Here is a 24,206-nt window from a genome sequence, read left to right on the forward strand (position 1 = left end):
ACATGATAAGAAAGTCATTACCAGCCCTTCTCCTTCTCAGCAGTTTTCCTGTTTTTGCACAGGAGATCGATTTGTCCGTAGAGGGATTGTCAGGTGAACTGGAAAAGAATGTTGACGCTTATCTCTCGTCTATACCTGCCGATGAGTATAACACCAGCCTGCGCTTTCAAGCGCGATTGGAAAAGAGCCTGACCGAAGCGCTTAACGCGCTTGGCTATTACCATCCTGATTTTTCTTTTCAGATTGTTGATGAGGGCAGTGAGCTGATTGTTACTGTCACTCCGGGCGAACCCGTCACGATTAAAGAAGTAGATATCCAAATTAGTGGTGAGGCCAGCGACGATCGATCATTTAAAGCCTTGATTCGCAAAAGTGGCCTTAAGGAAGGCCAAATCCTCAACCATAGCCAGTATGATGGTCTGAAGTCTGGGATTCGCAATCTGGCTCTGCAGAAAGGCTACTTTGAGGGCGATTTCACCGCCAGTCGTCTTGAGGTTGCACCTGATCTCAATCAAGCCTTTATCCGTCTTCATTTTGATAGTGGCATACGTTATTCGTTTGGCGAGAACCTGATCACGGGCAGTCAAATCGAACAAGATCGGGTTAACTCTTTATCGCCTTATCAGCAAGGCGACCCTTATCAAGTTTCAGAGGTCGGCGCTTACAACCAGAACCTGTCAAACACAGATTGGTTCTCATCGGTATTTGTGGAACCAGATTTGTCCATGCTGGGCAAGGGCAGAGAGCTGCCAATGAAAGTGTCTCTGGCCCCTCAGGCAAAAAACAAGCTGGAAACCGGCCTGGGCTACTCTACTGATGTGGGCGTTCGAGGTTCTCTGAAATGGAAGAAGCCTTGGGTCAATTCTCGCGGTCATAGTTTTGACAGCAGTTTTTCTCTTTCTAACCCTGAGCAGACGATTACGGTGGGCTATCGGATTCCGCTTGAAGATGCCTTAAATGAGTACTATCGCATTCGTTACGGCATGAAAAACGTCGACAATCGTGATACGAAAAGTCTCGAATCCAATCTTGCGCTGGAGCGGCATTGGTCTTTAGACCATGGTTGGCATCGAACCGTGTTTGTTCGCTACCTATTGGAAAACTATGAGCAGGGTCTGCAAGATGACTCGGGACAATTCCTTTTGCCTGGCATCACATACAGCCGAAGCCGCATTCGTGGCGGAGCGATGCCACGTTGGGGTGATCGTCAAAGCCTGACGATCGAATACGGTGACGATAGCCTGATGTCTGAAACACGCGTACTTCGTCTACAGGCAGGTACGTCATGGATCCGTAGTGCAGGGCGCAATCATCGTGGCATTTTGCGCCTAGATGGAGGCGCGAACTTAGCGGATGATTTTGATAAGTTGTCTCCGTCACTGCGCTTTTTCGCTGGTGGTGACAACAATTTGCGTGGTTATGGTTATGAGTCTATTTCCCCTAAAGACAGCAGCGGCGCATTGACGGGTGCCAAATACATCGCCACTTCATCTTTAGAATATCAATATCGCGTGTATGGCAACTGGTGGGGGGCGGTGTTTTATGACTATGGTGACGCCTTCAATGATAATCCCGACTTTAAACGTGGCACTGGCTTCGGTGTCCGCTGGGCCTCGCCTGTAGGTCCAGTCCGTCTTGATTTTGCCTGGGGCCTTGATGCTACACCGGGTGATGAATTTAAAATCCACTTCACGTTAGGTCCTGAACTATGACCAAGGTTGTTTTTAAATGGTCTAAGTGGCTGTCTATCTCATTGATCAGCTTATTGGTGGCGATTGCCATCGCCTTAGCAGTGGTACTGTTTACAACTCCGGGTCTTAAATTAGCGCTCTGGGGAGCTGAAAAGTTTGTGCCTCAGTTGAAAGTCGAGTCCTATTCAGGGGCGATTTTCCCGCGCTTTACGCTTAATGGTGTTGTGTTTAAAGACGACTCACTTAACGTTGATGTGCAAGCTCGCTCAATCACGCTGGCAGTTAATGCCGCTTGTCTGACAGAACCTAGCGTTTGTGTCGATGAGCTCGCAGTAGACGGCCTCAAGTTTGAGATGCCGGAATTACCGCAGAGCAGCACAGCGTCAGATGAGCCTGTGGCTGGCGAAAGTGGACCTGTGACAGCGCCAGTACCCATTAAAGTCAAACGCGTTGCCTTAACCGACATTTCATTGAATGTTCTAGGTAATCAGGTCGACTGGCAGTCTTTCACGACTGGATTAGCGTTTCAGGGCAATCGTCTACGAATCAATAAAACGGCGCTCGACTCCATTCGCGTCGCACTGGCACCAAGTGATGCTAGTGAACCAGCCCCTGCTGCGAGCCCTTCTGCGGACGCTAACGCACCGATTGTCTTACCAAACATTACCTTACCGCTGCAAATTGATGTAGTGCGATTGGATGTGAATGATTTTGAGCTGCAACAACCCACTCCTGTGGTCGTACACCATTTGGGTTTGGAGGCAAGTGCGGCCCGATCCCAAGTTCAAGTTGATACTCTTGAGTTGGATATGCCTGAAGTCGAAGGTCAGCTGAGTACAACGGTGACCTTAGCAGACGACTATCCGTTGGATCTGGAACTGAATGCCAAAGTGAAGCAGGAGATAGCGGATGGACAGACAGTCAAACTGCATGCGACGGGAAGTGTTGCTGACTTGGCGTTAAAGGCAGACTTCGGCGGTTTAGCAAAGGCACATCTTGAAGCGGCACTGCAGCCACTGAATGCTGAACTTCCTTTTAAACTGACTTTGAGTGATGGTGATCTTCAATGGCCGTTGAAAGGTCAAGGTGATTATTTTGCCACAATACGCAACTTGCATACTCAAGGCTCGCTAAACGGCTACAGTGTTGAACTCGATTCGGCTCTGAAAGGTAAGCAATTGCCTGATGCTGACCTGACTTTGCGCGGCAAAGGGGATTTAAACCAAATCGATCTTCAATCCCTTTCTATACAAACCTTAGGTGGGGAGGTGAGTGGTACGGTGATGGCCAATTGGCAAGCGCCGATTAACTGGGCAGCAAACCTTTCACTGAAGGACATTCAACCTGGCCTACAGTGGCAGCAGGCAGAAGGGAATATCAGCGGTAAATTAGCCACTACTGGTTCACTGACGGAACAAGGTGGTTGGCAGGTTGAGTTACCAACATTAGATATTGACGGCATTTTGCGAGATTACCCGCTGAACATAGAAGGTGCGCTGTCTGCTTCCGATAAAGCGGGCACTGGTGAACTCAAAATTGATACGCCACGCTTAGTCTTATCTCACGGACCGAATCATCTGACGGCAAAAGGTGATGTTGAACAAAACCTAAACATGCAGCTAGCCGTTGATTTTCCGGATATCGCTAAGTCCGTCCCTGATGTAAAAGGCAGTGCACAAGGTCAGATTAAGCTGACTGGTAAGCTGGATAAACCTCTGGTTGGTGTTGATCTCAATGTGAAAGCTATTAAGTGGCAGCAAGATGTGCAAGTAGAGGATGTTTCGCTGCAAGGGCAGATCTCTCCACTGCCTTTACCTTCCGGTGAATTGCAGCTCAAAGTTGCCAACGCCAAATATCAAGATTATCTGATTGATAAAGTGTTATTAAATTTTGATGGTGAGCAACAGCAGCACGCATTGACTCTGGATCTTGAGTCAAACATCGCCTCAACGAAATTGGCGATTAAAGGTGCGTTGCAAGATAAGCCTGAGTTGATGTGGAAAGGTGCGTTAGAGCGCATGTCGCTGACCTCAGAGCAAGGTACGTGGAATCTGAATCAACCGACTCAGTTAGAGTTTCTCATCGACTCGCAGCAAGCTTTTGTTGCGGCTCATTGTTGGTTACAGGCTGATGCTTCGATCTGTCTCGATCAGGATGTGAGTGCGGGTCAAAGTGGCGAAGCGCATCTCTCCATCAAACAGTTCGATTTTGATCAGGTTAAAGCGTTTGTGCCTCAAGCGATTAAATTAGAGGGTGGTGTTAATGCCACTGCGATGGCGAAGTGGGTACCAGAGCAAGCGCCGCAGGTCATGATGAAGCTAGAAATGCCAAAGGGGTCGGTCACGCAAAATAGTGAGCAACCTGTGCATCTCGGCTGGGAGTCACTTAAGCTCAATGCTTCTCTGGCAGAAAATACCCTACACGCTGATTGGCTGCTCGATGTGGCTGACAATGGAGACATTTCAGGTGAGCTGAATATTCCGGATGTGCTAGCGAAAGATAAGCAAATCGACGGGCGGCTTGGGTTAACCACATTTAACCTCGACTTCCTTGCGCCTATTCTTGGTGATTACAGCAAGCTTAAATCAAACATTGCCACTGAACTGACTTTCTCAGGACCAGTCATGCAGCCTAAGGTGCAAGGTCAGTTTGTGGTCGATGATATTTTGCTCAAAGGTGAAATTACTCCCGTTGAGATTGATTCGGGTAAATTGACCGTTAATTTCTCGGGTTACGATGCCACTCTGGCCGCTGCGATCGATACACCTGATGGCAAACTAGAAGTTGCGGGCGATGCCGACTGGCGAGACCTGAAAGATTGGCAAACCAATGTGCGCGTGTTTGCCGAAGAGTTATTGGTTGATGTACCACCTATGGCAAAAATAAAGGTGGTGCCTGACATGACTATATCCGCTTCGCCCAAACAGGCTCGCATTGACGGTAACATCTCACTGCCATGGGGACGGATAGTGGTGGAAGAGCTGCCACCAAGTGCGATTGGCGTGTCTAAAGATCAGGTGATTCTTAACGATCAGTTAGAGCCAGAGCAAGAAACCGCCAGTGTCCCATTCAGTGTCCAAACCAACATCAATATCAAAATTGGGGATGATTTTAAGCTGTCTGCGTTTGGTCTTGAGGGTGGACTGTCAGGTAACCTCAATGTAGCTCAGCGTGACAAAGGGCCATTTGTGACCGGAGAAGTGAACATTGTTGACGGTTCGTACCGCTCCTTTGGTCAGGACCTTTTGATTAAGCAAGGTAAGATCCTGATGAACGGCCCGGTTGACCAACCTTATGTCCAGATCACCGCGATCCGAAATCCGGACAACACGCAAGATGAGGTAACGGCTGGCGTCAGGGTGACGGGCCCTGCTGATGAGCCAAGTGTGACCATCTTCTCTGAACCGGCGATGCCGCAGGCTAATGCACTGTCTTACTTGCTACGTGGGCAGAATATTGATGGTGAATCAGGTGGCAACTCAATGACGACCACGCTGATTGGACTGAGTCTGGCACAAAGTGGTCGTGTCGTGGGTCAAATTGGTGAAGCGTTTGGTGTTCAGGACTTGCAAGTTGACACTGCGGGCTCTGGTGATGACTCGCAAGTGACGGTCAGTGGTTATGTTCTACCGGGCTTGCAGGTTAAATATGGTGTTGGCATCTTTGACTCAGTGGGTGAGTTCACGGTGCGTTATCGTCTGATGCAGGATTTGTATGTGGAGGCAATGTCAGGTCTGGACAGTGCTGTCGATCTGCTGTATCAGTTTGAGTTCAATTAATCATTAAGTTAGGTGGCAGGATGCAGCATTTACTCTTTGTGTACGGAACCCTACGTCAGGGTGAAAGTAACCATAATTTCTTGGCCGATAGCCAATGTTTAGGGCATTTCGAAACTCCGCCGCACTACGCTTTATATGATTTGGGTGCCTATCCCGCGGTGATCGAAGGTCATGATTCGATTCTTGGTGAAGTGTACCTGATTGATGATGAGACTCTGGCGAGGGTGGATAAACTCGAAGACGTGCCCGTCGAATATCGACGTGAGCAGATAGAGACACCTTTTGGTGAAGCTTGGATATACTTGTATCAAGACGGTAGCATGCTCGATACCATTATTTCATCAGGGGATTGGTGTCAGCGTGTTTAGCTGCTATAGCTATGGAAAAAGAGCCAGCATTGCTGGCTCTTTTTTATTATTTCTGTGCGCGTTCGTAAGACTCTAGAATCTCTTTGCGAGCTGACTCTACGTCTTCCCAACCGTCGACTTTTACCCACTTGCCAGACTCAAGCTCTTTGTAACGCTCAAAGAAATGCGTGATCTGTGCTTTTAGCAGCTCAGGAAGGTCGTTTACGTCTTTGATGTGATCGTATTCTTTTGACAGCTTAGTGTGTGGTACCGCCACTACTTTCGCATCTTCACCAGACTCATCGGTCATTTTTAGAACACCGACTGGACGGCAGCGGATCACTGAACCAGGCATCAGAGGATGTGGTGTTGGAACCAGAACGTCTACCGGATCACCGTCTAGAGACAGAGTGTGGTTTACGTAACCATAGTTACATGGGTAGAACATAGGTGCAGACATAAAGCGGTCGACGAACACAGCACCTGAATCTTTGTCTACTTCATATTTGATTGGATCAGCGTTAGCTGGGATTTCAATCACGACATAGAGGTCATCAGGAAGAGACTTACCTGCTGGTACGTTGTTTAAACTCATTAAGAAAGTTCCTTTTTTAGTTTGTACCTCAATGAGGCACACGGGCTGAATATAAGACCGGAATACCTTACTGCTAAACTCGGTTTTATGTAAACCAACTAAGGCGAGATTTTGCTCAAGAAAATGTGAAAAAGGCGCTCGAAAGCGCCTTTACATTTAATCTTCTGGATGGCGTTCTAAGAACTCTTCCACTTTTTTGACCATGTTTTTTGAGCCAACAAAGAAAGGCACACGCTGGTGCAGTTCGGTTGGTTTGAGGTCCATGATACGAGTCTTACCATCAGACGCTACACCGCCAGCTTGCTCAATGATATAAGCCATTGGGTTGCATTCGTATAGCAAACGCAGCTTACCGTTGGGATGGCTTTGCGTACTTGGGTAAAGGTAGATACCGCCTTTAAGCAGGTTGCGATGAAAATCCGCAACCAGCGAACCGATATAGCGTGACGTGTATGGACGCTGTTCGCTCGGCTCATTTTCCTGACAGTATTTGATGTACTTCTTCACACCCATAGGGAAGCGGATGTAGTTACCTTCGTTGATTGAGTAAATCGTGCCATCTTGAGGAATCATCATGTTTTCATGAGACAGGCAGAATGTGCCCAGAGATGGATCGTAGGTAAAGCCATTCACGCCTTTACCGGTTGTGTAGACCAACATAGTTGAAGAGCCGTAAATGACGTAACCCGCAGCGACCTGTTTGTGGCCTGGCTGAAGGAAGTCTTCTTGTGTCGGTGGGGTACCAATAGGCGACACACGGCGGTAAATCGAGAAGATGGTACCGACTGACACGTTAACATCGATGTTTGAAGACCCATCTAGCGGATCCATCAGAACCACGTATTTCGCGTTTTTGTTCAGCTCTTTATTGAACGCAACGGCTTCGTCTTCTTCTTCACTGGCAACACCACAAACCTGATCACGGGCTTCTAGCGCTGCTTTAAACTTTTCATTCGCATAAACATCCAGCTTCTGCTGGTCTTCACCCTGTACGTTCTCAGTACCGACTGCGCCGGTAATGTCACCAAGACCAGCAGCGTTGATTTCGCGGTTAACGATTTTTGCAGCAAGTCGGATAGAAGAAAGTAGGGATGATAGATCACCGCTAGCGTGGGGGAAGTCCGCTTGTTTCTCAACAATGAACTCGCCAAGGGTGCGCATTCCAGACATGATTTTTCCTTTAAGTCGCTTCAATATAGGGGGATTGGCGTTGGTGATCTCTGACGGATCTTAGATTTCGCCTAAGCCTAGTCTAAGAGTTAGATCTTTTTATTGGTAATGAACTAACTGACTGAGATCTCGTTTTATTTGTCGACTTGATAACGGTTTTCATCTGCTTGTTTGAAGCCATACGAATTGAATAACGCGCATAACACGCAATCATTTGCGTTCGTGTGACGAAAAAACAGTGAGCAAAGTAGTTCGCTTTTCTGCGTATAATCGCCATAATGTCAGCTCAGTTTTCGCCTTGGAGAAGGTTGTTTATGCATATTCATATCTTGGGAATTTGTGGCACATTTATGGGAGGTGCTGCAATTTTAGCTCGTCAATTAGGTCATAAAGTGACGGGCAGTGACGCCAACGTTTATCCACCAATGAGTACATTGTTGGAGTCTCAAGGTATTGAAATCATTGAAGGGTTTGACCCTTCTCAGCTTAATCCTGCACCTGATCTGGTCGTGATCGGAAACGCGATGAGTCGAGGCAACCCCTGTGTAGAACAGGTACTCAACAGTAACCTGAGATACACCTCAGGCCCACAGTGGCTGCAGGAGTTTCTTCTCCATGACCGCTGGGTGCTGGCTGTGTCAGGAACCCATGGTAAAACCACAACTTCCAGCATGCTGGCGTGGATTTTGGAAGACTGTGGCTATCAACCTGGCTTCCTTGTTGGTGGGGTGCTGGGCAACTTTGGGGTTTCAGCGCGTTTGGGCGAAAGTATGTTTTTTGTCGTTGAAGCCGACGAATACGACAGTGCTTTTTTCGATAAGCGTTCTAAGTTCGTGCATTACCATCCTCGCACGTTAGTTATGAACAATTTGGAGTTTGATCATGCGGATATCTTCGATGATCTGGAAGCGATCAAGCGCCAATTCCATCACTTAGTCAGAACCGTGCCGGGGAATGGTCGAATCCTTGCTCCGCAAGGCGATTATGCAATTGCCGATGTATTACAGCGTGGCTGCTGGAGCGAAACGGAGTTCAGCGGTGAGCAAGGTGACTGGCGAGCGGAGAAACAAGTCGCCGATGGTTCAATATTCACAGTTTTCTTCCAAGGGGAGGCCGTTGGTACTGTGAAATGGGATCTGGTGGGCGATCATAATGTCGACAATGCCTTGATGGCCATCGCAGCGGCTCGTCACGTGGGTGTTACTCCGGATTTAGCCTGTCAGTCACTGGCGAAATTCATCAATACCAAACGTCGACTTGAGCTAAAAGGTGAAGTGAATCAGATTACGGTTTACGATGACTTCGCTCATCACCCTACGGCGATTGAACTTACTGTGGGTGGATTGCGTAATAAGGTTGGCAAACAACGTATCCTAGCTGTACTTGAGCCTCGTAGTGCGACGATGAAACGTGGCGTGCACAAAGAAACATTGGCGGCGTCCCTTGCTCAGGCCGATGTAGTTTTCCTTTATCAACCAGATAATATTGAATGGTCTGTCGAGGACATTGCCCAGCAATGTCAGCAATCGGCTTATGCCTCTGATAGTGTTGATGCGTTAGTCCAGATGGTGACAGAACAGGCTCAACCGGGCGATCAAATTCTGGTGATGAGCAATGGTGGGTTTGAAGGCATCCACGACAAGCTGCTGGCTAAACTCGCCGAATAGATTAATGTAGTAGTATGAACAATGAGAAAAACAAGGCAATTACACTCGCTTTTACGGGGGCTTCTGGCGCACCGTACGGGCTTAGATTGCTTGAGTGTCTGCTAGCCGCCGGCTATCAGGTACATTTGCTGATATCGTCAGCGGCTCGAGTTGTGTTAGCAACTGAGCATGATATGAAATTGCCGGCGAATCCCGAGTCTGCCCAACAAGCATTGGTCGCACACCTTAATTGTGACTCCGAGAAGTTGGTTGTCTATGGTAAAGACGATTGGTTCTCTCCAGTGGCTTCCGGGTCTGCGGCGCCAAAACAGATGGTCGTGTGTCCTTGCTCTGCAGGCAGTGTCGCTGCCATCGCACATGGAATGTCCGACAATCTCATTGAGCGCGCGGCTGATGTGGTGATGAAAGAGCGCGGGCAGTTATTGCTGGTCGTGCGCGAAACACCGTTCTCTACATTGCATCTAGAGAATATGCATAAATTGTCGCAGATGGGCGTCACTATTATGCCCGCCTCACCGGGCTTCTATCATCAGCCTAAGTCTATTGATGATCTGGTCGACTTTATGGTGGCGAGAATTCTCGATCATCTTAATGTTGAACAGGGACTTGTCCCACGTTGGGGATATGACCAGCGTGCTTAATTCTGGCTAATTGATAACATTACGATTACAATTCAGCCGACACTCATCGGGGAGCTATTCATCGCACAGATGAAGCTGAGATTGGGCAAAGCCCAGGACCCGTGTACCTGAACCAGATAATGCTGGCGTAGGAATTGAGTCTGAACATTTGCCTTATCAATGTTTCCTCAAGCCTGTGCCGCTCAACCAAGGAGAGAGCGAGCAGTGAAAACCACTTTAAGCACCATCGCCGTTGCCACACTGACATCTTTTTCTGCATTGGCAGCAGATAACACCCTTACCGTTTATACCTATGATTCTTTTGCCGCGGACTGGGGCCCTGGCCCGAAAGTGGAAAAAGCGTTTGAAGCGCAATGTGGCTGTGATGTGAACTTTGTCGCTCTTGATGATGGCGTTTCTATTCTTAACCGCCTGCGCCTCGAAGGAGACAATAGCAAAGCGGATATTGTGTTAGGTTTGGATAATAACCTGATGGCAGAAGCGCAGAAAACAGGCCTACTGGCCGAGCACAAGGTTGATACCAAATCGGTCAATCTGCCTAATGGCTGGGAAGACAGCACTTTTGTGCCGTATGACTTCGGTTACTTTGCGTTTGTCTACAACAAAGAAAAGCTCACCAATCCACCGAAGAGTCTTAAAGAATTGGTGGAATCACGCGATGATCTGAAAGTGATTTATCAGGATCCACGTACGTCAACACCGGGACAAGGTCTGATGCTGTGGATGAAATCTGTCTATGGCGATGACGTCACCCCTGCATGGCAACAATTGGCGAAGAAAACCGTCACTGTGACCAAAGGTTGGTCTGAAGCTTACTCTATGTTCCTTGAAGGTGAGTCGGACATGGTGTTGTCTTACACGACCTCACCGGCGTATCACCTGATCGCGGAAAGCGACAGCAAATACGCTGCCGCTGATTTTGCCGAAGGCCATTACACTCAGGTTGAGGTTGCGGCTAAAGTAAAAGCATCGAAAAACGAAAAGTTAGCGGATGAATTTATGACGTTTATCCTTAGCGACGACTTCCAGTCTTTGATGCCAACGGGCAACTGGATGTACCCAGTGACAGAAGTCGCACTGCCTGAAGGCTTTGAGACACTGACGGTACCTGAAAAAGCCTTGAGCTTTAGCGCAGAAGAAGTAGCGCAAAACCGAAAATCTTGGATACGTGAGTGGCAAAGCGCCTTAACCTTCTAAGGAGACGCTTTGCGTAGTATTCCAAAATTGGGACTCTGGGTCGCGATAGCTATCGCGGCCTTTGTTGTTTCTGCTCTCGGTGCTTTGTTAGTTGCTGCCCCATCCCTGAATATCGCTCAGGTATGGTCTGATCCTTATTATCGGCATGTCACTAAGTTCAGCTTTTACCAGTCGTTCCTGTCGACTCTGCTCAGTGTTGGCTTAGCCATTCCTGTTGCACACGCACTATCTCGGCGTACCTTTCCTGGTAAATCTTTGCTGCTTAAGCTGTTTGCTACCACATTAGTACTGCCTGTACTGGTTGGGGTGTTTGGCTTACTGGCGATTTATGGCAATAGCGGTCTGCTATCGTCAGCTTTTGCATGGTTTGATTCTAGACTGCCATTTTCGATTTACGGTCTGAACGGTATTTTACTGGCACATGTGTTTTTCAACCTGCCTTATGCGACGCGCCTGCTATTGCAATCATTGGAGTCTATTCCGGCTGAGCAGCACAAACTGTGTGCGCATCTAGGCATGGGCCATTGGCATAAATTTAAGTGGGTCGAATGGCCTCGCTTGCGTCAACAGCTGCCGCACGTGTGTGGCTTGGTGTTTATGCTGTGTTTTACTAGTTTTGCGACGGTAATGGCACTCGGTGGCGGGCCGAAATCGACCACGATAGAACTGGCGATTTATCAAGCGATCAAATTCGATTTTGACTTGCAGGCAGGAGCATTACTGGCGATATGGCAGATGCTGCTGTGCGGCATTATGGCGTTGGCAGTGCAGCGTTTGACCAAACCTGTGGCTGTGAGTTCTGGTACACAAGGTCATAACCTTTATATGGCAAAGGACTCCATCTGGTCACGTATCTGGGATTGGAGTTGGATTGGCCTGAGTATGCTACTGGTGCTGCCACCTTTACTGATGGTGGTGCTCAGTGGCATCAACGCAGAAGCATTATCGGTGTTTACGGATCAACGATTTTGGCTGGCGTTATGGTCGTCACTTAAAGTGGCAACATTGGCGAGCGGTATCGCGCTCTCGGCAGGGATTGCAATATTGCTGACCAGCCGTCGATTGCGACTGAATGCAAGAAATCGTCATGCGGATCAGATTGAGCTACTGGGTACGATCATTCTTGTTACGCCCGGTTTGGTGATTTCTACAGGGTTATTCTTGCTACTGCGGTCTTTTACAGATGTGTTTAGTCTGGCGTTTTTTATTGTGGTCGCGGTGAATGCTTTGACGGGTTTGCCTTACGTGATCAAAACCTTGTCACAGCCGATGCTGCACATAGAGCAGCAATACCAATACGTATGCGCAAGTCTAGGGATGAAAGGCTGGCAGCGCTTTCGCGTTGTAGAATGGCGAGCACTGAAAAAACCAATGGCTCATGCTTTCGCGATCAGTTTTATGTTTGCGGTGGGGGATTTAAGTGCGATTGCCCTGTTTGGTAGCCAGGAGTTCCGCACGCTGCCGTTGTATCTTTTCCAATTGCTGGGCAGTTATCAGATGGATGCGGCAGCTGTAGTGTCAGTCACTCTGTTACTGCTCAGTGTTGGCTGTTTTGCACTGATTGAAACCCTGTTTAAGGCAAACTCTAAGGTGACTTATGCTGACCCTCAATGATGTTCGTTACTATTACTATCAGGACCTATTCCATTTTGATTTACATATTGAGCAGGGAAGTCTGGTCGCATTGATGGGGCCGAGTGGGGCGGGTAAATCAACGTTACTGGCCTTGGTCGCGGGCTTTATCGAACCTGAAAGTGGCAGCATCAAAGCTGGTGAATTAGAGATTGTGGGCAAAGAGCCTCACCAGCGTCCTTTTGCTATGCTATTTCAGGAGCATAACCTGTTTGCCCACCTCACAGTGCGCGAAAACATTGGATTGGGCCTGCACCCTGGGTTGAAGCTCAACTCTGAGCAAGCCAGTCTGGTGGAACATGCAGCGATGCAGGTCGGTATTGCGGAATATTTGGATCGTTTACCTGAGCAATTATCGGGTGGGCAGCGTCAGCGTGTCGCATTAGCTCGTTGCTTTGTTCAGCCTCATCCAATCTGGTTGCTTGATGAACCTTTCTCTGCACTTGATCCAGTGTTACGTGAAGAGATGCTCGGACTGGTCAAGCAGTTAGCCGCAGAGCGTAATATTACCGTGGTGATGGTGACTCATCATATCAGTGACGCTAAAGCTATCGCTTCGCATTTTGCCTTTGTTGACAAAGGAAAGGTGGCGGTTGCTGATACGATTAAACATTTAACCCAGCAACATAACCACCCTGCACTCAGCGGGTTTGTTAAAGCGGGTGAATAGCTATTTCTAAGAGCAAAAAAATGGGCTGATGCGTTTGCATCAGCCCATTTTTATCTAAAGCGGTTTGCTTAAATCTCTTCGTCGTTGAGCTCTTTGAGCACTTGGAAGATTTCACGGAACGCTTTAGCTGGCTTACCCGCTTTCTTCTCTTTTGCCGCCTGACGTGCCAATTGGCGCAAGCGCTGACGATCCGCTTCTGGGTATAGCTCCATTACATCAGCAATGGCGTCATCGCCTTCTTCAACGACGCGGTCACGCAGCTGTTCCAGCTTGTGCAGTGCAGCAGTCGCTTGAGAGTGCTTGTTACGCACTTTGTCCAGTGCCGCTTGAAGCGGTTCAGTCTCTTCGAAACGCATCAGCTTACCAATGTATTGCAACTGGCGACGACGCGCTTCATTTTTAAAGCGTTGTGCGTCTTTAATTGCTTCTGCAAGGTCTTCACTTAACGGGAATTTTTCTAACACCGAAGGTTTAAGACTGGCGAGCTCTTCACCCAGTTTTTGTAACTCTTCCATGTCACGTTTCATTTCGGTTTTACTGACCCAAATGATTTCCTCTTCTTCTTCCCATGGCGCTTTTTGATTCTTACGGGCCATCTTTCTGCCTTAATTTGAACATCTATTTCTCTATTTTAACAAGAATCATGGGGAGAAAGCGAAATTCTTGTTATTCTAGGGACAACAGACCTTAAGCATGAAGAAGATATGGACGTAAGACAGCAAGTCGCTCAGCAACGTGTTGAGCTTGAGGCCGCCGTTGCGAAAGCACTGGAAATGGCCGCGGAAAAATCCGATGGCGCTGAAGTCGCGATCACCAAAACCACTGGCCTGAGTGTGTCAACACGCATGTGCGAAGTGGAAAACGTTGAATTTAACAGCGATGGCGCTTTGGGGATTACCGTTTACCGTGGTCAGCGCAAAGGCAGTGCGTCTACCTCCGATCTCAGTGAAAAAGCCATTCAACAGACGGTAATGGCAGCGCTTGATATTGCCAATTACACTTCAGAAGATCCATGCGCAGGCCCAGCTCCTAAAGAGCTGATGGTAAAAGAAATTCCTGATCTTGATTTGTTTCACCCTGATACGCCAGACCCAGATCATGCTGCTGAGATTGCGATTGCTGCTGAGCAAAAAGCGTTATCTTTCAGTGACAAAATTAAACAAAGCGATGGTGCAAGTTACGACAGCCACTATGGTTTGAAGGTCTATGGCAATAGTCACGGTTTGCTTGCCAGTTATGCCTCCAGCCGCCACAGCACCAGCTGTTGTGTGATTGGTCAGGGTGAAAGTGGTGTCATGGAGCGAGATTACAGTTATACAGTCGCACGCCATAAAGATGATCTTTGGACGCCTGAGTCAGTTGGCTTGAAAGCGGCGGAGAAAACCATCAGTCGCCTAGATGCGCAAAAGCTCAAGACAGGCAAATACCCTGTGATGTTCGCAGCCGATGTGGCTACGGGGTTATTAGGACACCTAGTGATGGCAATCAGCGGTGGTAACTTGTATCGCAAGTCGTCATTCTTACTTGATCATCTCGGCCAACAGGTACTGCCAGACTGGTTTAATGTTTCTGAAAAACCTCATGTGCTACGCGGCTTAGCGTCGAGCCCATTTGATAGCGAAGGTGTTACAACCCAAGATCGTGAAATCATTACCGACGGTGTGCTCGCAACATACCTATTAACTAGTTATGCTGCGCGTAAAATGGACATGACGCCAACGGGTCATGCTGGTGGCATTCATAACTGGTTTGTTCAATCGACAGGGCAAGACTTTGAGCAGATGCTTAAAGAACTGGGAACGGGCTTCCTTGTCACCGAAGTGATGGGGCAGGGCGTGAATATCGTCACCGGTGATTACTCAAGAGGAGCGGCAGGCTTCTGGGTAGAGAATGGTCAAATCCAATATCCTGTTTCTGAAGTGACCATCGCCAGCAACCTGAAAGATATGTTTAATCAGATTGTCGCGGTTGGTAATGATGTTGAAACCCGCTCACAAATCCAGACGGGTTCGATTCTGATTGAATCTATGAAAGTGGCGGGTGAGTAACACACTCGGTTTTACCACTGATACAAATTGAAAGGGTTGGCGTTTTAGCGCCAACCCTTTTTTGTTTTCTGCTCTGTTATTACTGCTCAAACAATTCAGTGTGCAGCTTCTGAATCGCCAATTTTGCATCGGCTTCATCAACCAAGAAACACAGGTTATGTGGGCTTGCACCGTAGCAGATCATTCTCAAGTTAAACTCTTCTAATGTGCCAAATACTTGTTTTGCATAACCTTTGCTCTCACTCATATTGTTGCCAATCAGCGCGACCAGACACAGGTTATGCTCTACTTCAACCGTACACAGCTCTTCCAGCTCAAGACGTGCAGCTTCAGGTAACTGAGGAGCACCACCAGATGTGTCGGTTTGGTCAAGCGTTAGGCTGACACTGATCTCTGACGTGGTGATCAAATCCACCGAGATCTTGTGCTTCGCCAGAATTTCAAACACCTTGGCGAGAAAGCCGTAAGCGTGGAACATCTGCGCGCTGCGCAGCGTCACCATGGTCTGGTTGCATCGTAAAGCCAGAGCACGGAAGAGAGGTGAGCTCTCGACTTGATGGCGAATCCAAGTACCGCCTTTTTCAGGTTGTTTTGAGGAGCCGACAAACACCGGAATATCATGGCGAAGGGCAGGGATTAGCGTCGAAGGGTGAAGGATCTTGGCGCCAAAATTGGCCATTTCAGAGGCTTCACTGAAGCTGATCTCTGAGATGGGAGAGGCTTTTGGTGCAATGCGTGGGTCAGTGGTATAAATGCCCGGTACATCGGTCCAAATCTCCAGCCCCTGAGCTTCAACTGCTTCTGCAATAAGTGCGGCACTGTAATCGCTGCCACCTCGACCGAGTGTCGTGGTATTGCCATCTGCATCGGCACCGATAAAACCTTGAGTTACTACGACTTGTTGTTGGCATAACGGGATAAGTGAAGCTTGCGCTTGTTGGCGAATAGTGGCCAGTTCAGGTTCTGCTTTACCAAAGTTACCATCTGTGCGTAGTACGTCACGAATATCAAAGCGTACCGCATTGATACCACGTTCCCTCATTAACTGGGCCAGCAGGTGTGTAGACATCAGTTCACCACAGGCGACAAGGTGATCGGTCAGCTTGGTACTTGACTGAATCGAGGCGGCTTCTGCCAAACTTGTGACGGTATCTAGAATGGAATAGACCTCGCTGGCCGCTTGAGTCGCATCTTCTAGTTGATTGAGTACCGCATCATGAATACTGGCGAGCTTGGTTAGAATCGCACTGCGTTCTGTCTGATCTTGAACTCCATTCGCGAGTTCGACTAATAAGTTTGTCACGCCTGAACAGGCACTACTGACGACTAACTTTGTGTTTGGGTTTTGTTCAATGATCGCAGCACAGCGACTCATGGCTTCAAAGTTAGCGACACTGGTTCCACCAAATTTAGCAACGTTAAAATTGCCCACGGCATTTCTCCCACAACTTCCTGAAAGTAAATAAGTAATCCTTGCTTGAAGAGAGAGTGAGCGTATAGAGAGGTTTTATTGTGTAAGGTTTACCTCAGAAGCTCTTCACCAGACTGAGCTGATGACAGTTGATGGGAGTCAACCCAAGTCAACCGACAGATCAAAACCACAACGTTGATCTACCTCGGCACTACTCCCCCTCAGTGATTTGTATCGGAGTTGTGGCTCCACAAAACACCTACCTGGGTAGTGCTCCTCTTCTGCAAAATGCATTCATATGGCGGCATAAAAATTCACCATACAGTCTGCATTGAACGTTTTTATGTGACCTTTGTCAACGGGAAAGTGTCACTTTAATCGGTTTATTAATTAACAAACTTGTGACAGTGGTTTTACCTGAGAACTTTCGGCCAATTGCTGCCTGTGTCGATTTGTTTTAATGTAAAGACAAATAAGTAGAAAGTAGACCCGTTTCAAGGAGCGAACAATGACGATTCAAAGCTTTATCCCCCCTCACCGTATTCTTATGGGCCCTGGCCCTTCGGATATTTCTCCTCAAGTTTTGCAGGCTTTGAGTCGCCCTACCGTAGGCCACCTTGACCCCTTGTTCATTAAAATGATGGATGAACTAAAACAGCTACTCAAATACGCTTTTCAAACCGAAAATGAATTCACTATTGCTGTTTCAGCACCGGGCAGTGCAGGTATGGAAACCTGTTTTGTTAACCTGATTGAACCGGGTGAGAAGGTGATCGTTTGTCGCAATGGCGTGTTTGGTGAGCGCATGCGCGAAAATGTAGTTCGAGCGGGTGGTGTTGCAATAGTTGTTGATGATGAATGGGGCACTCCTGTTTCGGTCGACAAAGTTGAGCAAGCGCTGAAAGACCACCCTGATGCTAAAATTCTGTCATTCGTTCACGCAGAAACATCGACAGGCGCATGCAGCGATGCAGAAGCATTAGGTAAGCTTGCAAAAGCTCACGGTGTGCTAACGATTGTTGATGCAGTGACCTCTTTGGGTGGTGTACCACTGAAAGTCGATGAATGGCAGCTGGATGCGGTGTATTCAGGCAGCCAGAAATGTTTATCTTGTGTTCCGGGTTTATCACCAGTGACGTTCTCACCTCTGGCCATTGAGAAGATTCAGGCTCGACAAACACCCATTCAGAGCTGGTTTTTAGATCAAAGCCTAGTATTAGGCTATTGGAGCGGAGAAGGAAAACGTAGCTACCATCATACTGCGCCTGTAAACAGCCTTTATGCGCTGCATGAGTCTCTATTAATCCTTAAGAATGAAGGGTTAGAGAATGCTTGGCAGCGTCATAGTGATATGCACGAAAAGCTGAAGTTGGGTCTCGAAAAGTTGGGTTTTGAGTTTGTTGTTGCAGCAGAGTCACGCTTACCTCAGCTTAATGCGGTCTACATTCCTCAAGGTGTTGATGACGCAGGGGTTCGTAACCATTTACTGGAAAACTACAATCTCGAAATTGGTGCTGGTTTGGGGGCATTAGCGGGTAAGGCATGGCGTATCGGCATTATGGGTTACGGCGCTCGTGCAGAAAATGTGGCGCTTTGTTTGAGAGCGCTGGAAGAGTCATTGACGCAGTAAACACCATCAAAATTGAGTCGAAAGGCGACGTACAAAGCGTCGCCTTTTTTATTTGGCTACTTTTTCATTATCCGCTTTTAGCGCATCGATATCTGGGGCAATGTATTGCACCTGTGAGAAATCTCGCTCAGGGAACAAGTATTGCGCTTCACTGCGAATTTGCTCGGCACGTTCACTATCCCCAAGCCCTTGGTAAGCTAGGATCAGGTTGTTATAAAACGCGGGTCTTGGCTTCTCTTTAATAATTTTCAGTGACCAGTCAATGTATGGCTGGATGAATTTCGCCTCCTGACGATAAAGGCCAATATTGAGATAGGTGCTATAAATATCCCAGTCGTACCTGTCTTTCCAAACTATTGGGTTGCTGACTTGACTGAGTAAATCAGGATTTTTTGGATTCGATGTTTCAAACTGAGTGAGTACGTAGTTAGTGTGCAGCGCTGTCAGCATATAGAAGCTGGTTATGATTGGCACGACTAAGCTCATCACTCGGAACAGTGTTTTAGTCACAATGCTGAATGATGCAAAACGATACGAGCGAGCGCGTTGATCAATCCAGAAAAGCAGAACCACAAAAGTTATCCAGTGAATCGCAGAGTGGTAGAACGGATATTCCAGCTGACTATGAAGCACTATTGGCACAAATAAGGCAAACATCGCGAGGCGAGTGCCTTTTTTAGCGTTGTAGATCCTCACTAAAACCATCACCGCAGCGAGCACTATAGCTACAACCGGAAGCAATCCTCCTTCAGCTCCCCAATAAAGCAACTCATTGTGAGGGTGATCCATCGAAGCAAGCCCCGGATGATAGCCGGGGTTCAACTGATGCTGACGGGCGGTATAGACAATGTATTCTGGCTCAAAGCGCCCGTAACCATAACCGGTAAAGGGCTTCTCAATTAACATATCGAGTGTTTGAGGAAAGGTGTATTGTCTCGCGCTTTCAAGGTTAACCCGCTTGGTTGCTAGAGACTCACCATCGGTGAACAGGTTTGAGCTGAAACCTATTGCCAAACCGACGATGATGGCGATAAGCCAGCCCCAAAAACGTTTTTTAGTCGCAAAGCGATACAGATATGACAGCAGCAATACAACGGCGAGAAATGCACCGAGCCAGCCCGTTCGAGAAGCGATGATGATCAAGAGAGGAACGGTGACCACTGGCATCAGATAAAGCAACGAAACTTCGCTGAGGTGACGGTTGTATTTCTTTGGATGACGAGTGAGTAGATAGCCTGACAGAGCCAATCCTGTGGCGAGAAAGCTGGCCATGACATTTGGCTGCTGAAAAATACCGTAAGGGCGATTCTGTAATGTATCGTAGCCAAATAAGTTGTCAGGTTGTAGGACTAGGTATTGAAACCAGCCAAACAGTGCCTGCATAAAGACCGCGATAGTGATGAACCATAATAAACGCTGTTTCTGCTTGTTGCTGAAGCGAAACTGTTGAAGGACAAAAAACAGCCCGTAGCCTGCCCATAAGCCGAATAGTTTACCTTGAGATAGGGAAAAGTCTGAGTGAGGGAAAAATACCGGGATTGTGAGTAATACACAGCAAAGAAACAGCCCAATAGTCAGTTTGTTGTATCTGACTACACCTTGGGTGCCGATTTGATACAACCCTATCGCCAGAGAGAAACTGACCGCCATCCAAGTCGTCGTGTTAAAAGTGAGCGCGAGCCCGGCACCGCCCGGATTAGGCGTAAAAATGTGCATCGCGAGCAAAAATACGACCGCTAGAGAAACAAGAAACGGCTTAATGAGCGGTAGTTTGGGGGCTTGCGGCTCTAAACTTGTCCCTGCCAAATGGATGGTTGCCATTGATTATTGCGTCCTTCAAAAGAAAACAGACCATGTTATGGTCTGCTTAATTTACTACTTTTCTTTATTTTAACATAGGCTTGAGGAAGCGCGCGGTGTGTGAACCTTTTACCTTGGAAACTTCTTCCGGTGTTCCTTCGGCAATAATTTCACCGCCACCTTGACCGCCTTCAGGGCCCAAATCGACAATCCAGTCTGAGGTTTTTATCACATCAAGGTTATGTTCGATTACCACCACGGTATTACCGTGATCACGTAGTCGATGCAGTACAGTAAGTAACTGCTGAATATCATGGAAGTGCAGGCCAGTGGTTGGCTCATCTAGAATATAGAGCGTTTTACCGGTATCTCGCTTGGATAGTTCTCGGGCAAGTTTGACACGTTGCGCTTCACCACCAGATAAGGTGGTCGCAGCTTGACCAAGGCGAATATAAGAAAGTCCGACGTCCATAAGCGTTTGCAGCTTACGGGCTATGACTGGCACAGGGTCGAAGAACTCACGGGCATCTTCAACCGTCATACCCAGCACTTCATCAATGGTCTTGCCTTTGTAGTGGACTTCGAGTGTTTCACGGTTGTAGCGTTTGCCTTTACACACATCACACGGGACGTAGACATCCGGTAGGAAGTGCATCTCGACTTTAATAACCCCATCGCCCTGACAGGCTTCACAGCGACCGCCACGTACGTTGAAGCTGAAGCGACCCGGTTTATAGCCTCGAGAGCGGGCTTCCTGAGTGCCGGCAAATAGTTCTCGGATTGGCGTAAAGATGCCTGTGTAAGTCGCTGGGTTAGAACGTGGTGTACGCCCAATTGGGCTCTGGTCAATATCGATGACTTTATCAAAGTGTTCCAACCCTTTAATTTTCTGGTAAGGAGATGGAGTCGCTGTCGTCGCACCGTTTAGCTGAGTGTGTGCAATCTTGAAAAAAGTATCGTTGATCAGAGTGGATTTACCTGAGCCTGAAACCCCTGTCACACAGGTGAACAAACCGACAGGTATGGTTAAGCTGACATCTTTAAGGTTGTTGCCAGTTGCCCCAATCAGCTGCACCACTTTTTTCTTGTCGATAGGTGTGCGTTGCTCAGGTATCGCAATTTGTTTAACACCACTGAGATACTGGCCCGTCAGGGATTCAGGTGTAGCGATGATGTCTTCCATTGTTCCTTCAGCGACCACACTTCCGCCGTGAACACCGGCTCCCGGGCCAATATCGATCACATGATCGGCGATGCGAATCGCATCTTCGTCATGTTCAACGACCAAAACAGTATTGCCCAAATCACGCAGGTGAGTCAGTGTCTTTAGCAGCCTCTCATTGTCTCGCTGATGCAGTCCGATTGACGGTTCATCCAGTACATACATCACACCGACTAGGCCTGCGCCAATCTGGCTCGCCAGTCGAATACGTTGTGCTTCACCGCCAGATAGCGTTTCTGCACTACGAGAAAGATTCAAGTAATTGAGACCGACGTTGACCAAGAATTGGAGACGATCGTTGATTTCTTTCATCACCTTTTCAGCGATTTGCGCTCTCTGACCTTCTAGCTCCAATGATGCAAAGAAGCTAAGCGCATCCGCGATACTGAGCTCAACAATCTCAGGCAAGGTTGTGTCGCCTATGAATACATTGCGAGCTTCTAAACGCAAGCGACTGCCTTCACAGCTAGAACAGGTACGAGTTGAAATGTACTTAGCTAAATCTTCACGTACAGCATTGGACTCGGTATCACGATAGCGACGCTCAAGGGTATTGAGTATGCCTTCAAATGGGTGACGTTTGACGCGGATATCGCCGCGATCGTTGATGTACTTAAACTCGACCTCTGTGCGTCCGGACCCTGTGAGTACCACATCTTGCATTTTCTTCGATAAAGACTTAAATGGCGCTTTTAGATCGAAGTCATAGTGCTCTGCCAAAGATGAAAGCATTTGGAAGTAATAATAGTTTTTCTGATCCCAACCTCGGATCGCACCTTCAGCCAGGCTTAAAGAATCATCGAGAATAACTCTATCGGGATCAAAGTATTGTTGTACGCCAAGGCCGTCACAGGTGTGGCAGGCGCCTGCCGGATTATTGAAGGAAAAGAGCCGAGGCTCTAGCTCCTGCATGCTGTAACCACAATGTGGACAGGCAAAATTGGCAGAGAAGATGACTTCTGCGCCATCTCCATCCATCGGAGCCACGACCGCGATACCGCCGGACAATTCGAGAGTCGTCTCAAAGGATTCCGCCAGCCTCTGTTGTAAATCATCGCGCACCTTAAAGCGATCGACTACGACTTCAATGGTGTGCTTTTTATGCAATTCTAAGGTTGGTGGATCGGATAGATCGCAAGTTTCACCATCGATACGAGCGCGAATAAAGCCTTGTGCAGCAAGGTTCTCCAATGTTTTAACGTGCTCGCCTTTACGCTCTTTAACAATTGGCGCAAGGAGCATCATTTTGGATCCTTCGGGAAGCTCCAAAACTTTGTCGACCATTTGTGAGATGGTTTGAGCTGTCAATGGTACATGATGTTCAGGACAACGCGGTTCTCCGACACGTGCGTACAACAGACGCAGGTAGTCATACACTTCCGTAATGGTGCCAACGGTCGAGCGAGGGTTGTGTGACGTTGATTTTTGTTCAATGGAGATGGCGGGTGATAAGCCTTCAATATGATCGACATCAGGCTTTTCCATCAAAGATAAAAACTGGCGAGCGTACGCTGACAGCGATTCAACATAACGGCGTTGACCTTCCGCATACAGGGTGTCGAAGGCAAGTGATGATTTACCTGAACCTGATAATCCTGTAATCACGATGAGTTTATCTCGTGGAATGGTTAGGTTCACATTTTTTAAGTTATGGGTGCGTGCGCCGCGAACTTCGATCTGATCCATTGCTCTCGCTCAATGTAAAAACAAGTGGGCTAAGTATTACATAGAGTGATAAATGTTCAAAGAAAATACTGGATAAAAAAACAGTAACAAAAAGACCGCTCAATTGAGCGGCCTTTGAAGCATGGTTAACGTCAAACGATTAAGCTTCTTTCGTCGTCTTTTGCTTATCAAGCTCTGACTTTTTGCTATCTGTTAGGTAAAGGTTTTCAAAGCAGTAGTTGGTTGCTTCGATGTAGCCTTCAACACTACCACAATCAAAACGTTTACCTTTGAATTTGTATGCCAGTACGCATCCAGCTTTGGCCTGCTTCAGAAGTGCATCGGTGATCTGGATTTCACCACCTTTACCCGGCTCAGTATTTTCGATCAACTCAAAAATATCTGGAGTTAAGATGTAGCGGCCAATGATAGCTAGATTGCTTGGCGCGGTGCCAGGTTCTGGTTTTTCAACCATGTCATCGACGCGATAAATGTCGTCTTTGATCATCTCACCAGAAATCACACCGTATTTATGCGTCTCGTCAGCAGGCACCTCTTGTACTGCCACAATAGAGCAGCGGAACTGCTTAAACAAAGCGACCATTTGAGCCAGTACACCTTCTTGCTCGTTGACACATAGGTCGTCAGCAAGTACTACTGCAAACGGTTCATCACCGATTAGCTCACGCCCTGTCAAAATTGCATGGCCTAACCCTTTCATTTCACGTTGACGAATGTAAGTGAAATTAGCGCTTTCGATGATGTCACGAATATCGACCAGCAGTTGTTCTTTATTCGTCCCGCTGATTTGATGCTCCAATTCGTAGTTCTTGTCGAAATGGTCCATGATCGAGTGCTTACCGCGACCAGTGACAATGCACATGCCATCCATGCCTGCCTGAATGGCTTCTTCAACACCGTACTCAATAAGTGGTTTGTTGACGACGGGCATCATCTCTTTAGGCATAGATTTGGTTGCAGGAAGAAAGCGAGTTCCGTAGCCAGCAGCCGGGAAAAGGCACTTTTTGATCATGTTAAAAC

The 24,206-nt window shown here is 47.7% G+C and carries 17 protein-coding genes and 2 riboswitches; of the genes, 10 read left to right on the forward strand and 7 right to left on the reverse strand.

Annotated elements, in window-relative coordinates:
* Window positions 1-2 precede the first annotated feature (2 nt).
* The 3 genes from F0265_RS21950 to F0265_RS21960 are packed head-to-tail and all read left to right on the forward strand — an operon-like array spanning window position 3 to window position 5,838.
* Entirely contained in the window at window positions 3-1,712 is a 1,710-nt protein-coding gene (locus F0265_RS21950) for an autotransporter assembly complex family protein (RefSeq protein WP_171750356.1), read from the forward strand.
* The gene (locus F0265_RS21955) at window positions 1,709-5,470 is read left to right on the forward strand and encodes a translocation/assembly module TamB domain-containing protein (RefSeq protein WP_171750357.1); all 3,762 of its coding nucleotides are present in this window, start codon (window positions 1,709-1,711) and stop codon (window positions 5,468-5,470) included. The genes F0265_RS21950 and F0265_RS21955 overlap by 4 nt, the downstream gene beginning before the upstream one ends.
* A gap of 20 nt (window positions 5,471-5,490) precedes the next feature.
* Window positions 5,491-5,838: a gamma-glutamylcyclotransferase gene (locus F0265_RS21960; RefSeq protein ID WP_171348952.1), complete on the forward strand. Its 348-nt coding sequence runs from the start codon at window positions 5,491-5,493 to the stop codon at window positions 5,836-5,838.
* Between the two features lie 46 nt (window positions 5,839-5,884).
* On the opposite strand, the gene ppa is transcribed toward F0265_RS21960, so the two are convergent.
* Both ppa and fbp read right to left on the reverse strand, forming a co-directional pair.
* Window positions 5,885-6,412 carry an inorganic diphosphatase gene (gene ppa, locus F0265_RS21965; RefSeq protein ID WP_006958318.1) on the reverse strand — a complete coding sequence of 176 codons (528 nt, stop codon included), beginning with the start codon at window positions 6,410-6,412 and terminating at the stop codon, window positions 5,885-5,887.
* A 156-nt stretch (window positions 6,413-6,568) separates the two neighbouring features.
* Window positions 6,569-7,582, reverse strand: coding sequence for a class 1 fructose-bisphosphatase (gene fbp / locus F0265_RS21970; protein WP_065741099.1), 1,014 nt, complete (start codon window positions 7,580-7,582; stop codon window positions 6,569-6,571).
* A gap of 314 nt (window positions 7,583-7,896) precedes the next feature.
* Between fbp and mpl the strand changes: the two genes are divergently transcribed.
* The 5 genes from mpl (at window position 7,897) to thiQ (ending at window position 13,389) form a co-directional block, all read left to right on the forward strand.
* Window positions 7,897-9,249, forward strand: coding sequence for a UDP-N-acetylmuramate:L-alanyl-gamma-D-glutamyl-meso-diaminopimelate ligase (gene mpl / locus F0265_RS21975; protein ID WP_171750358.1), 1,353 nt, complete (start codon window positions 7,897-7,899; stop codon window positions 9,247-9,249).
* A gap of 14 nt (window positions 9,250-9,263) precedes the next feature.
* Window positions 9,264-9,890 (forward strand): flavin prenyltransferase UbiX, encoded by a 627-nt coding sequence (locus tag F0265_RS21980; protein ID WP_171750359.1) that lies wholly within the window; start codon window positions 9,264-9,266, stop codon window positions 9,888-9,890.
* Window positions 9,891-9,927: 37 nt separating this feature from the next.
* Window positions 9,928-10,041, forward strand: a riboswitch (TPP riboswitch).
* A gap of 53 nt (window positions 10,042-10,094) precedes the next feature.
* Complete coding sequence (gene thiB / locus F0265_RS21985; RefSeq protein WP_045985643.1) at window positions 10,095-11,087, forward strand: thiamine ABC transporter substrate binding subunit; 993 nt, start codon at window positions 10,095-10,097, stop codon at window positions 11,085-11,087.
* Between the two features lie 9 nt (window positions 11,088-11,096).
* Complete coding sequence (thiP, locus tag F0265_RS21990) at window positions 11,097-12,701, forward strand: thiamine/thiamine pyrophosphate ABC transporter permease ThiP (protein ID WP_171750360.1); 1,605 nt, start codon at window positions 11,097-11,099, stop codon at window positions 12,699-12,701.
* Window positions 12,685-13,389, forward strand: a complete 705-nt coding sequence (gene thiQ, locus F0265_RS21995; protein WP_171750361.1) for a thiamine ABC transporter ATP-binding protein — start codon at window positions 12,685-12,687, stop codon at window positions 13,387-13,389. The genes thiP and thiQ overlap by 17 nt, the downstream gene beginning before the upstream one ends.
* A 68-nt stretch (window positions 13,390-13,457) precedes the next feature.
* Here the strand turns inward: thiQ and yjgA are convergent, their stop codons facing one another.
* Window positions 13,458-13,985, reverse strand: coding sequence for a ribosome biogenesis factor YjgA (yjgA, locus tag F0265_RS22000; RefSeq protein ID WP_171750362.1), 528 nt, complete (start codon window positions 13,983-13,985; stop codon window positions 13,458-13,460).
* A 108-nt stretch (window positions 13,986-14,093) separates the two neighbouring features.
* Between yjgA and pmbA the strand changes: the two genes are divergently transcribed.
* Complete coding sequence (pmbA, locus tag F0265_RS22005) at window positions 14,094-15,437, forward strand: metalloprotease PmbA (RefSeq protein WP_171750363.1); 1,344 nt, start codon at window positions 14,094-14,096, stop codon at window positions 15,435-15,437.
* Between the two features lie 79 nt (window positions 15,438-15,516).
* Here pmbA and lysC read toward each other — a convergent pair whose 3' ends face one another.
* On the reverse strand, window positions 15,517-16,869 hold the full coding sequence (lysC, locus tag F0265_RS22010) for a lysine-sensitive aspartokinase 3 (RefSeq protein WP_171750364.1): 1,353 nt from the start codon (window positions 16,867-16,869) through the stop codon (window positions 15,517-15,519).
* A 90-nt stretch (window positions 16,870-16,959) separates the two neighbouring features.
* Window positions 16,960-17,137, reverse strand: a riboswitch (Lysine riboswitch).
* A gap of 219 nt (window positions 17,138-17,356) precedes the next feature.
* Here lysC and F0265_RS22015 point away from each other — a divergent pair.
* Complete coding sequence (locus F0265_RS22015; RefSeq protein WP_171750365.1) at window positions 17,357-18,478, forward strand: alanine--glyoxylate aminotransferase family protein; 1,122 nt, start codon at window positions 17,357-17,359, stop codon at window positions 18,476-18,478.
* A 48-nt stretch (window positions 18,479-18,526) separates the two neighbouring features.
* On the opposite strand, the gene F0265_RS22020 is transcribed toward F0265_RS22015, so the two are convergent.
* The 3 genes from F0265_RS22020 to galU form a co-directional block, all read right to left on the reverse strand.
* Complete coding sequence (locus F0265_RS22020; protein ID WP_171750366.1) at window positions 18,527-20,299, reverse strand: PglL family O-oligosaccharyltransferase; 1,773 nt, start codon at window positions 20,297-20,299, stop codon at window positions 18,527-18,529.
* A gap of 64 nt (window positions 20,300-20,363) precedes the next feature.
* A complete protein-coding gene (gene uvrA / locus F0265_RS22025) occupies window positions 20,364-23,186 on the reverse strand; it encodes an excinuclease ABC subunit UvrA (protein ID WP_171750367.1) in 2,823 nt (940 codons plus the stop codon).
* 139 nt (window positions 23,187-23,325) lie between these two features.
* Window positions 23,326-24,198, reverse strand: coding sequence for a UTP--glucose-1-phosphate uridylyltransferase GalU (gene galU, locus F0265_RS22030; protein ID WP_171750368.1), 873 nt, complete (start codon window positions 24,196-24,198; stop codon window positions 23,326-23,328).
* Between the last annotated feature and the right edge of the window lie 8 nt (window positions 24,199-24,206).

The sequence above is a fragment of the Vibrio sp. RE88 genome (assembly GCF_013113835.1).
In the GTDB taxonomy this organism is placed as follows: Bacteria; Pseudomonadota; Gammaproteobacteria; order Enterobacterales; family Vibrionaceae; genus Vibrio.